This is a genomic window from Comamonas sp. FG99 (genome assembly GCF_057808605.1).
Genome location: NZ_JBMDII010000054.1, coordinates 19,325 through 30,144 on the forward strand (window position 1 = coordinate 19,325; position 10,820 = coordinate 30,144).

At 69.6% G+C, this 10,820-nt stretch carries 9 protein-coding genes; 2 read left to right on the forward strand and 7 right to left on the reverse strand.

The window, feature by feature from the left end; genetic code table 11:
• The first annotated feature begins 1 nt into the window (after window position 1).
• Both ACODRX_RS24000 and ACODRX_RS24005 read left to right on the forward strand, forming a co-directional pair.
• The gene (locus ACODRX_RS24000; RefSeq protein WP_488874060.1) at window positions 2-2,119 is read left to right on the forward strand and encodes an acetate--CoA ligase family protein; all 2,118 of its coding nucleotides are present in this window, start codon (window positions 2-4) and stop codon (window positions 2,117-2,119) included.
• 11 nt (window positions 2,120-2,130) lie between these two features.
• Window positions 2,131-3,111: a Bug family tripartite tricarboxylate transporter substrate binding protein gene (locus ACODRX_RS24005; RefSeq protein WP_488874061.1), complete on the forward strand. Its 981-nt coding sequence runs from the start codon at window positions 2,131-2,133 to the stop codon at window positions 3,109-3,111.
• A 6-nt stretch (window positions 3,112-3,117) separates the two neighbouring features.
• Here the strand turns inward: ACODRX_RS24005 and ACODRX_RS24010 are convergent, their stop codons facing one another.
• From ACODRX_RS24010 to ACODRX_RS24040, 7 genes are all read right to left on the reverse strand, one after another.
• A complete protein-coding gene (locus ACODRX_RS24010; RefSeq protein WP_488874062.1) occupies window positions 3,118-4,005 on the reverse strand; it encodes a LysR family transcriptional regulator in 888 nt (295 codons plus the stop codon).
• A 3-nt stretch (window positions 4,006-4,008) separates the two neighbouring features.
• A complete protein-coding gene (locus tag ACODRX_RS24015; protein ID WP_488874063.1) occupies window positions 4,009-4,926 on the reverse strand; it encodes a pirin family protein in 918 nt (305 codons plus the stop codon).
• An 89-nt stretch (window positions 4,927-5,015) separates the two neighbouring features.
• Window positions 5,016-6,218 (reverse strand): hypothetical protein, encoded by a 1,203-nt coding sequence (locus tag ACODRX_RS24020; protein WP_488874064.1) that lies wholly within the window; start codon window positions 6,216-6,218, stop codon window positions 5,016-5,018.
• A 125-nt stretch (window positions 6,219-6,343) separates the two neighbouring features.
• The gene (locus ACODRX_RS24025) at window positions 6,344-7,216 is read right to left on the reverse strand and encodes an HpcH/HpaI aldolase/citrate lyase family protein (protein WP_488874065.1); all 873 of its coding nucleotides are present in this window, start codon (window positions 7,214-7,216) and stop codon (window positions 6,344-6,346) included.
• A 7-nt stretch (window positions 7,217-7,223) separates the two neighbouring features.
• A complete protein-coding gene (locus tag ACODRX_RS24030) occupies window positions 7,224-8,216 on the reverse strand; it encodes a tripartite tricarboxylate transporter substrate-binding protein (RefSeq protein WP_488874066.1) in 993 nt (330 codons plus the stop codon).
• Window positions 8,217-8,244: 28 nt separating this feature from the next.
• Window positions 8,245-9,633 (reverse strand): MmgE/PrpD family protein, encoded by a 1,389-nt coding sequence (locus ACODRX_RS24035; protein WP_488874067.1) that lies wholly within the window; start codon window positions 9,631-9,633, stop codon window positions 8,245-8,247.
• Between the two features lie 9 nt (window positions 9,634-9,642).
• A partial coding sequence (locus ACODRX_RS24040; RefSeq protein WP_488874068.1) for a CaiB/BaiF CoA transferase family protein occupies window positions 9,643-10,820 on the reverse strand: 1,178 nt, incomplete at its 5' end.

The following is a 10,820-nucleotide window of genomic DNA, read 5'->3' on the forward strand; positions in this document are numbered from 1 at the left end:
GATGAACGCATTGGAGCAATTGTTCAACCCCCGGAGCATCGCCGTGGTGGGCGCCTCGCCCAAGCCCGGCTCTTTTGGCGGCGCGGTCCTCAGGAACCTCGCCACGCACTACCGGGGCACGGTGTACGCAGTCAACCCCGCCTACCGCGAGGTCGCGGGCGTGCCCTGCTTTCCCAGCCTGGCGGCGCTGCCGCAGCCCCCCGATTGCGTGGGCATCGCGGTGGCGGCCGACATGGTGGAGGCGGTGCTGCGCGACGCCGCGGCCAGCGGCTGCAAGTACGCGGTGGTCTTTTCCTCGGGCTTTGCCGATACCGCAGACGACGCGGGGCGCGGGCGCCAGGCCGCGCTGCAGGCGCTGGCGCGGGAGCTGGATATCCGCGTGCTGGGCCCCAACTGCACGGGCTTCGTCAACGTGGCCTCGGGCGCGGCCTGCAATATCCTGCCCAGCATCGCCGAGCTACCGATGCACCCGGGCGGCGTCTCCGTCGCGGGCCAGAGCGGCGCGCTGGGCTATGTGGTGCTGCAGGCCATGCACCGCGGCGTGGGCTTCGGCAAGCTGATCTCGGTGGGCAATTCCGCCGATGTCGATCTGGCGGAGGTGATCGACTACCTGGTGGACGACCCCCAGACCCAATGCATCGCGCTGCTGTTCGAAAGCGTGCCCGACGCCCACAAGCTGTCGCGCGCGCTGCGCCGCGCCTTCGAGCAGGGCAAGCCGGTCGTGGCCTACAAGATCGGCACCACCGACGCGGGCCGCCAGGCGGCGCTGTCGCATTCGGGCATGCTGGCCGGCAGCGCGCAGGCCTACCGCGCCATGTTCCAGCGCAACGGCGTGATCACGGTCAACAGCTTCGAGTCGCTGCTGGAGACCGCGGTCTTCTTCAGCGTCTTCGGCCGGGTGGCGCCCGCCGGCGAAGGCATAGGCATCATCTCCGGCTCGGGCGGCTCGGTGGTGATGGCCGCGGACAAGTCCGCCGAGTACGGCCTGGCGCTGCCCGCGCTGCACGGCGACACGCGCAGCGCGCTGGCCCGGCGCCTGCCCGGCTTTGCGGCGATCGCCAACCCGGCGGACATCACCGCCGAGTCGATCCGCGACCAGCGCATGTACCAGGAGTGCATCGAGATCTTCGCGCGCGACCCGGCCTTCGCCAGCATCGTGGTGCTGATGCCGTCGGCCCACGGCGCGGCCGCGGCCGAGCGGGCCCGGGCCATCACCGGGCTGTGCGCTACGCTGCCCGTTCCGATGTCGCTGGTCTGGATCAACGAATGGCACCAGGGCATAGGCTCGGACATCTACGACGCCTGCCCCACCATGGCGACCTTCCGCTCGCTGGACCGGTGCATGGCCGCGTACCGGGCCTGGTTCGGCTATGCGCGCGCCCGGGCGCAATGGCTGCGGCAGGCGCAGCAGCCGCAGCCGCCGGCGCCCGACGTGGCCGTGCCCCGCGCCAGCGCGCCGCGCCGCTCGGCCCAGCTGTCCGAGGAGGAGTCGAAGCAGCTGCTCAGCCGCGTGGGCATCGACACCTGCCGGGGCGCGGTCGTGTCCGGCGCCGAGGCGGCGGTGCAGGCCGCCGATGCCATGGGCTACCCGGTGGTGGTGAAGGCCGAGTCCGAGTTCATCGCGCACAAGTCGGACATAGGCGCCGTCCAGCTCGGCCTGGCCGATGCCGGCGCGGTCCGCGCCGCCTGCGCCCAGGTGCTGCAGGCCTGCCGGCAGCACCATCCCGAGCTGGGGCAGGTGCAGCTGTCGGTGCAGCGCATGGTGCCCACCGGCATCGAGATGATCATCGGCGCGCGCGTGGACCCCGACTTCGGCCCCCTGGTGGTCTATGGCTTCGGCGGCGTGCTGGTGGAACTGCTCAAGAACGTGGCGGTAAGCCTGGCGCCGGTGCCGCGCCAGGAGGTGCTGGAGCAGCTCGCGCAGCTGCAGCTGGCCCCGCTGCTGCAGGGCTACCGCGGCTTCGAGCCGGCGAACATCGGCCGCTTCGCCGACCAGGTGGTGCGCATCTCGCACCTGATCCAGCAGAACCCGTGGATGGCGGAGATCGACATCAACCCCGTCATTCTTTCGAAAGACAGCGCCATCGCCGTCGATGCGCTGATCACCATGCAAGCATGAAAGGCAAGGCAATGATCAACAGGAGACAACTATCGCTGGGCATGGCGGCCACCGCCCTGGGCGGGCTCGGGCTGGCGGCGCCGGCCCTGGCACAGCCGGCCTGGCCCAGCCGCACGCTGCGGGTCGTGGTGCCCTTTCCACCCGGCGGCGCGATCGACGCGATGATGCGCATCGTCGCGCCCTACCTGGAGAAATCGCTGGGCAAGCCGGTGATCATCGACAACCGGCCGGGCGCGGGCGGCGTGATCGGCACCGAGGCGGTGCTGCGCGCCAAGGACGAGCACACGCTGCTGATGACCGCCATGGGGCATGTGATCTACCCCTACCTGAACAAGGCCCTGCCCTTCGATCCACTCAAGGATTTCCAGCCCATCGCCACCATCGCGCTGGTCCCGAACCTGGTGGTGGTGCCGGCGGCGTCGCCGTTTCACTCGCTGGCCGAGCTGATCGCCTATGCCAAGGCGCATCCGGGCGAGGTGACCTATGGCTCGGCCGGGGTCGGCACCTCGCTGCACCTGACGGCGGCGCTGTTCGCCGCGATGGCGGGCATCACGCTCAAGCATGTGCCCTACAAGGGCTCGGCGCCGGCGATCACCGACCTGATCGGCGGCCGCATCCAGCTGATGTTCGACAGCTCCACCTCATCGTCGCAGATGATCCGCGAAGGCAAGCTGCGCGCGCTGGCCACCGCCACCACGCAGCGCAGCGCGTCGTTTCCGCAACTGCCCACGATCGCCGAGGCCGGCGTGCCCGGCTACCAGGTGGATTGGTGGTACGGCCTGCTGGCGCCCGCCAGCCAAGGCGAGGCTGCGGTGGCCCAGCTGGCCGATGCGGTGAACCAGGCGCTGGACGCGGACGAGGTGAAAAAGCGCTTCGCCGCCATCCATATCGACCCGCTGAAGACCAGGCGCGCCGCCTTCCGCGACCGGCTGGCGCAGGACAGCAAGGCCTGGGGCGGCATCATCCAGAAGCTGGGCATCAGCCCCGAGTGATGCCGGCTAGCTGCAGTACTGGATGGCGGACTTCAGGAAGTCCTGCGCCACCGGCGAATGGGTGTGCTTTCTGCCCACGATGTACAACGGCATGCGGATCTGCCGGCCATGGATCGCGACCGGGCGGTAGACGATGCCCGGGATCGACATGTTCTGCATGGACGACGCGACCAGCGCCACCCCGCGGTTCAGCGACACCAGCATCGCGCTGGTCTGCATCTCGTCAGTCTCGCTGGCGATCCGCGGCGTGAAGCCAGCCGACTCGCAGAACTGCACCAGCAGGTCGGCCACACTGCGCTTGGACTTGCCCCGGTACATGATGAAGCTCTCATGCTCCAGCTGCTGCAACTCGATCTGGGCGTGCGTGGTCAGCGGGTGGTTGGCATGCAGCGCCACCGAGATCGGCTCCTCCAGCAGCAGGGTCGATGCCAGCGCGGGCTCCTCGGGCAGCGAGCGGACAATGGCGAAATCGATGCGCTCCTGCAGCAGCGAGGCGATCTGCTGGGACTTGTTTTCGAGCACCACGTCGATGGTCAGCGACGGATGCCGGCGCTGGTAGCGCGACAGCATCGAGGCCAGCACGCCCAGCAGCACCGAATTCGTCGCGCCCAGCCGAAGCGCATCGCGGCCCGGCTGCCGGGTGCGCCTGGCCTCCCAGACGGCCTGCTGCAGCTGCGCCATGCCGGCCTCGGCATGCTGCTGGAAGGCCAGGCCGGCGGCGGTGAGCTCCACCGAGTGCTTGTCGCGCTCGAACAGGCTCACGCCCAGGAACTCTTCGAGCAGGCGCACCTGCCGGCTGATGGGCGGCTGCGTGCGGTGCAGCGACTCGGCGGCCTTGCCGAAATGGCGCTCGTTGGCCACGGCCAGGAAAGCCTCGATCCAGCTCAGCTTCATCGCTCAGCGGGCCTGCGGCCTTTCCTGGCTGGCGGCGCGCAGGTGCAGTCCGTCCATGCTCGGCGCAACCAGGCTGGGCAGCGGCGAGGCCACCGGTGCGCCATAGCCCTCGCGGCGCTCCCAGCGCTCGCGGAATTCGCGGATCTCGTCGCCGTCTTGGCCGACGAAGTTCCACCACATCACGATGTCGCCGTCGTAGGGCGTGCCGCCGAGCAGGAAGAAGCGGCTGCCGGCCGAGGCCTGCACGGTGATGCCGCCGCGCCCCGGCGCCAGGTACAGCAGCGATTCGGGCGAGGCCGTCTGGCCCCCGGCCTGCACCTGGCCCTGCAGGCACAGGATCGCGTATTCGAAATCGGGCCGCAGCGCCAGCGTGGCCGTGGCGGCGCTGTCCGCGTGCATGTCCACCGCCACCAGCGGGCTGTGCACCTGCGCCGGCGAGGCCTGGCCCAGCCACTCGCCCGCCAGCACGGTCATCGCCAGCCCCTGCTCCTGCATCTGCGGCAGCACCGGATAGTGCTGGAAGCGCGGCTCCATGAAGCGCTCTTCGCGCGGCAGCGCGATCCACAGCTGCACCGCGTGGAAGTCGGGATGGCCCAGGCTCTCCTCGGAATGGGCGATGCCGCGGCCGGCGGTCATCAGGTTCACCTGGCCGGGGCGGATCACCTGCTCGCTGCCCAGGCTGTCGCGGTGCAGCACCTCGCCGCGGATCATCCAGGTGAAGGTCTGCAGGCAGGTATGCGGATGCGGGCCGACCTGCATGCCCGGGCCGGATTCGAAATGCGCCGGCCCCGCATGGTCGAGAAAGCACCAGGCGCCCACCATGCGCCGGCCCTTGGTGGGCAGTGCGCGCAGCACCGGGATGCCGCCGACATCGGCGACGCGGCTGGGGTAGGAAATGGGTGCGGGGGCTTGGTTGTTCATCGCGGACTCCTGGGGTCAAGCAGCCGCCAGTCTACGCGCTGCCAGAAGCCCTGCAAGCGTGGAGCAGGCCGGGCCGCCGCCCCCCGGGCTCAGTGCCGGCCGGCTCTGCGCCGGCCCACCCAGCCAAACAGCGCCAGCATCAATGCCCCCAGCCCCGCGACCGAGAATGCGGACAGCGACGGTACCGGTTGCGGCGCGGTTGTGACCGGCGGCGCCGGCTTGTCCGTCACCGGGCCGGCGGCGGGCGTGCAGGCTTCCAGGCCGGGGCTCGCGCCCGACGAGGCCGCGGGCGTGACGCAGTAGAACAGGTACTGGTTCAGATCACCGGACTGCAGGGTGTAGGCGACGCTGGCGCCCGCGCCGCCGGTGGCGCCGGATGCCACGGTCGTGCCATCGGCCGAGCTGGCGATGCTCGCGTTCGGGCTGGTCACGAACTTGTACTGCGTGCCGCCGGCCGTGGTGTCTTCGGGGTCGCTCTCCGAATCGGAGTAGGTGTAGCTGCCGCTCACCGTGGAGCCCACGGTGGTGGTGCCGGTGACCGCAGGCACGGCCACCGGCACCACATTCGCCAGCACGCCCATGAAGTAGTTGATGCTGCCGCCATTGGCCGGGCGCGTTCCCTGGATGTCGACCTTGCACACCTCGGCCGAGCGGATGACGATGCCATTGACCGTGTTCGAGTCCTGCGGGGCAGGCGCCGAGACCTGCCAGTACCTGGCCGGCGCGGCTCCCTGCAGCGAGTGGATCGGGGTGTTGGTGGTGGAGATCTTCAGGAAATCGAAATCGCCGGCGTCCACCTGGTTGCCCGCGCAGTCGTAGAACCTGAAATCCGCCACCTCGCCGTTATCCACGTCCTGAAAGAAGAAGGTGGTGCCGCTGCGCCACGGCGTCGCCGAGGAGAAGGCGGCATGCCCCTTGCTGAGGTAGCCCTGGCCGGTTGCCGGCGAGCTCCAGGCATTGCTGATGCCGATATCGCTGGGCAGGCTGGTGCCGAAGGCGTTGTAGCCGGTGCTGAATATGCCGGCATCGTCCGCCGCCACGGCGGTGATGACGGACCAGTCCAGCGGCTTTCCATCCAGGGTGCCGCTGACCGTCTGGCCGGCGGCCAGCGTGAGCTCCTCCGCCTTCCCATTGGGATTGATGTCGCTGAAAGCCCAGTTCGCAAAATACTGGGAGCCCGCCGCCACCGTGATCTCCGCCGCGTGCAGGCCGGTGCCGGCGCAGGCAAGCACCAGCCCCAGGCTCCAGGCTTTCCACGCTGGCAACCGTGCACCGACACCTGCCTTCGCCATATGACCTCCGTATAGATATTGGAGGAAATATAGTTTTTATTTATCTATTGAAAAACTGATATTCGTTCAATTTAACAATAGATTGCAATAGTGCATTGCTACCGGCATCCGGGCTGCGGGGCTCGTCAGCCGCCGCGTGCGCTGGCGATGGCATGGCGCTGCAAGGTCTTGCGCGCCAGGTGGATGACCGGCGCATCCACCATGCGGCCGTTCACCACGCAGACGCCGCCCTTGGCCGCCTCGAAGGCATCGAGTACCTGCCGGGCGGACTGCACCTGGGCCTCGGTGGGCGCGAACGCGGCGTTGACCTGGGCCGGCTGCATCGGGTGGATGCACAGCTTGCCGCCAAAGCCGCCGCGCAGGCTGCGCTCGGCATCGGCGCGCACCACGGTGGCGTCCTGGGTGTTGACGCTCACGCCGTCGATGGGCGCGGGCAGCCGGGCGCGGCGCGAGGCCAGCACCACCGCCAGGCGCACCGGCACCAGCTCGGCCTCGTCGCCGGCGCAGGCCATGCCGGCATCGACCTGGAAGTCGAGGTGGCCGAAGGCCAGGCGCAGCACGCCGGGGCTGTGCGCCACCGCGTCGATGGCGTCGAGCCCGGCCACCGATTCGATGATGGGCACGATCACGCCGGCCGCGCCCAGCCCGGCCCGCACCCGGGCCAGGGTCTGCGCGTCCTCGGCCTTGGGCAGCATGGCGCCGGCACAGCCCTGGGCCACCAGGGCCTGCACCGCCTGCAGGTCCTGCGCGAACCATTCGGTGCCGCCGCCGTTGATGCGCACCAGGATGCGCGCGCGCTCGGCGCCCGCCAGCGCGGCGATGGCCTGCGCCAGGGCAGCGCGCGCGGCGGGCTTGTCCTGCGGAGCCACCGCGTCTTCCAGGTCGACGATGACCGCATCGGCGCCGCTGGCCAGGGCCTTGGCGATGCGCTCGGGGCGCGTGGCGGGAACGAACAGCCAGGATGCGGCGGTGGCCAGCGGATGGGTGTCAGTACTCATGGATTCTCTACTGCTTCTCTACACCGGCCTCGCGCATCACCTTGGCCCAGCGCTGCACCTCGGAGGTGAGCTGCTGCTTCAGCGATGCGGGCGTGGCCTTGTCGGGGGTGGCCAGGTCGGAGCTGAGCTCGGCGATGCGCTTTTTCACATGCTCGTCCTTCAGCGCCACGTTCAGCGCCTGGTTGAGCTTGGCGATGGCCTCGGGCGGCGTGCCCTTGGGCGCGTACATGCCGTGCCAGACCTTCACGTCAAAGCCCTTGAGGCCTTGCTCGTCCAGCGTGGGGATGTCGGGCAGCGTGGACAGGCGCTTGAGCGTGGTCACGCCGAAGACCTTGGCGCGCTTGCCGTCCTGGATCACCGGCACGGTCTGCGTGGTCTGGTCGCACAGCAGGTCGACCTGGCCGCCCATCAGGTCGTTCATCGCCGGGCCGGCGCCCTTGTAGGGCACGGTGGTGAGCTTGAGGCCCACCTGGTGCATGAACAGCAGGCCGCACAGCTGCGACACCGCGCCGGTGCCGGCATGGGCCATGGAGACCTTGTCCTGGTTCTTCTTGAGGTAGTCGAGCAGCTCGGGCAGGGTGTTCGGCGGGAAGTCCCTGCGCGACAGCAGGGTCATGGGCACGTCGAGCACCTGGCCGATGTACTCGAAGTCCTTGAGCGGGTCGTAGGGCAGCTTCTTGTACAGCGCGGGCGCGGTGGCCATGCCCATGTGGTGGATCAGGATGGTGTAGCCGTCGGGCTTGGAGCGCACGATGCGCGCCGGCGCCAGCGTACCGCCCGCGCCCACGGTGTTCTCGACGATCACGGTCTGCCCCAGCGACTGGCCCATCGGCACCGCCAGCAGGCGCGCCACCACGTCGGTGGGGCCGCCGGCCGAGTACGGCACCACCAGGACCACCGGCTTGGAGGGAAAGGTCTCGGCGGGGGCGTTCAGGTGCAGGCCCACGGCGGACAGCCCGGCAAACAGGGCCAGGCCCCATCGGCGCCAACGTTTTTGCATATCTTGTCTCCTTGGTTGATCTGGGGGCTCAGTCTGCCAGCAGGCGGCCGACGCTGGGCCAGTCGCGCAGCTGCCACGCCGCGTCCAGCGATTTTTTCATGCGCTCGTCGGATACGGCATTGCTGAATGCCCCCAGGCGCAGCGCCTTGTCGGTGAGCTCGGCGCGCGAGAGCGTGTTGCCGGGGTCGCCCTTGGGCTCGTCCACCCGGCCCTTGAAGACGCGGCCGTCATTGGTGGTGACGGTGACCTTGCCGATCCAGCGCTGCGGGTAGGCGCCGTCCACCTCGGGGTCCAGCTCCATGCTGACCTTGTCGCGCAGCGCCATGGTGGCGTCGGCGCGGAAGTCGTTGTCGAACTCGGTCAGGCCGGCAAAGCCGTGGCGCGCGGCCAGCGCCAGCACCGTGCCCATCGAGAACTTGCTCTGGTGCACGGTGCTCGGGTCGACCACCGGGCCGAGCACATCGATCGCGCCCTGGTGCACATGGGTGACCACCCGGGCGATGTCGCCGGCCCGCAGCTGGTTCAGCTGCATCACCTGCAGCAGCGCATCGGCCGCGGGATGGGTGTGGCGGCACGAGGCATGCCATTTGAACGAGGTTTCGGCGGTGGCCCAGCGCGTGCCCAAACCGTCCGTCAGCTTGGCCGGGTTGGCATCGGTGGACATGCCTGCCGCCATGCCCTGCGGGCCGCAGAAGATGTCGGCCGCGCCGGTGAAGCCGTCCTGGGCCAGGTAAGCCGCCATCAGGCCCGCGCCGGCGGCGTGGGCGGTGTGCAGCTGCTTGCTGTCGGCGGCGGTGCGCAAAAACTCCCACAGGCCGGCCGACTGGGTGCCGGCCGAGCCGAAGGCATGCAGCATCTGCTGCGCATCAAGCCCCAGCAGGCGGCCCACGGCGGCGGCGGCGGCCAGCGTGCCCGCGGTGCCGGTGGTGTGGAAGATGCGGTAGTGCGAGCGGCCGAGGAATTCGCCCACGCGGATGCCCACCTCGTAGCCCGCGACCACGGCGGTGAGCAAATCCTTGCCAGAAGCGTCCAGCGCCTGCGCCACCGCCACCGCCGGCGAAAACACCACGGTGGCCGGGTGGAAGACCGAGCCGTTGTGCACGTCGTCCTGCTCCACCACGTGCGAGGCGGCGGCATTGGCCATGGCCGCCGCATAGGGGCTGGTGGTGCGCGCCTCGCCTATCACCTCGCTGGGGCCCTGCTGCGGCCCCATGGCCAGCGCGAAGCGGGTAATGCACTGCACCGGCCGCGCGTTGTGGCCGGCCACGGCCGAGCCGAACCAGTCTATCCACAGGTCTTCGGTCTTTTGCAGCACCGGCTCGGGGATGTCGCTGAACTGCAGCTCGGCCGCAAAGCGGGCCAGTTGGGCAGCGGCGGTGGTGGCGGTTGCGTTCATGAAGGGCTCTCTCGCGGTCATGGGTGGTTCTCAGAAGTCGGAGGGTTTGTCGATCTGCGCCAGGTCGGCATCGGACAGCCCGAGTTCGGCCAGGATGGAGCGCGTGTGCTCGCCGACGGCGGGCACCGGGTCCATGCGGTAGTCGTAGGCGCTGTTCACGCCCGGCGGCAGCAGCGCCGCCACCTCGCCCACCGGCGTGGCCACGCTGCGCCAGCGCTTGCGCGCCTGCAGCTGCGGGTGCTGCCACAGCTCGGCCATGTCGTTGACGCGCGCGTTGGCAATGCCAGCCTCGTCCAGCCGCCGCACCAGCTGCGCGGCGCTCAGGCTGGCGAAGATGCGCAGGATCTCGGCCTGCAGCGCCGCGCGGTTCTCGTTGCGCCGGGCATTGCTGTCAAAGCGCGGGTCGGCGGCCAGCTCGGGCGCCATCAGCACCTTGTCGCAAAAGGCCTTCCATTCGCGCTCGTTTTGCAGCCCCAGCATCACGGTGCCACCGTCGCCAGCCACGAACGGGCCATAGGGGTAGATGCTGGCGTGCGAGGCGCCGGTGCGCGGCGGCGGCGGCGCGCCATCAAAGGCGTAGTACAGCGGGTAGCCCATCCACTCGCCCATGGCTTCGAGCATGGAGACGTCGATGTGGCTGCCCGCGCCAGTCCTGCCGCGCAGCAGCAGCGCCGACAGAACATTGGTGTAGGCATACATGCCGGCGGCGATGTCGGCCACCGAGATGCCGGATTTGCTCGGCGTCTCGGGCGTGCCGGTGACCGAGAGAAAGCCCGCCTCGCTCTGGATCAGCAGGTCGTAGGCCTTCTTGTCGCGGTAGGGGCCGTCGGCGCCATAGCCGCTGATGTCGCAGACGATGAGGCGCGGGTTCAGCGCCTTCAGCGCCTCGTACGACAGGCCCATGCGCGCGGCGGCGCCGGGCGCCAGGTTCTGCACCAGCACGTCGGCATCGGCCAGCAGTTGCTTGAGGGCCTTGAGCGCCACCGGGTTCTTCAGGTCCAGCGCCAGGCTTTCCTTGTTGCGGTTGAGCCAGGTGAAGTGCGAGGACTGGCCCCGCACCCGCCCGTCGTAGCCGCGGGCGAAGTCGCCGCTGCCCGGACGCTCGACCTTGATGACGCGCGCACCCAGGTCGGCCAGCTGGCGCGTGCAAAAGGGCGCCGCCACCGCGTGTTCCAGCGAAACGATGGTAATGCCGTCCAAGGGGCGTG

Bases quoted from the DNA above. Each gene is read 5' to 3' on its own strand.
- ACODRX_RS24000 (WP_488874060.1), top strand. From the start codon at position 2: ATGAACGCATTGGAGCAATTGTTCAACCCCCGGAGCATCGCCGTGGTG.
- ACODRX_RS24005 (WP_488874061.1), top strand. From the start codon at position 2,131: ATGATCAACAGGAGACAACTATCGCTGGGCATGGCGGCCACCGCCCTG.
- ACODRX_RS24010 (WP_488874062.1), bottom strand. From the start codon at position 4,005: ATGAAGCTGAGCTGGATCGAGGCTTTCCTGGCCGTGGCCAACGAGCGC.
- ACODRX_RS24015 (WP_488874063.1), bottom strand. From the start codon at position 4,926: ATGAACAACCAAGCCCCCGCACCCATTTCCTACCCCAGCCGCGTCGCC.
- ACODRX_RS24020 (WP_488874064.1), bottom strand. From the start codon at position 6,218: ATGGCGAAGGCAGGTGTCGGTGCACGGTTGCCAGCGTGGAAAGCCTGG.
- ACODRX_RS24025 (WP_488874065.1), bottom strand. From the start codon at position 7,216: ATGAGTACTGACACCCATCCGCTGGCCACCGCCGCATCCTGGCTGTTC.
- ACODRX_RS24030 (WP_488874066.1), bottom strand. From the start codon at position 8,216: ATGCAAAAACGTTGGCGCCGATGGGGCCTGGCCCTGTTTGCCGGGCTG.
- ACODRX_RS24035 (WP_488874067.1), bottom strand. From the start codon at position 9,633: ATGACCGCGAGAGAGCCCTTCATGAACGCAACCGCCACCACCGCCGCT.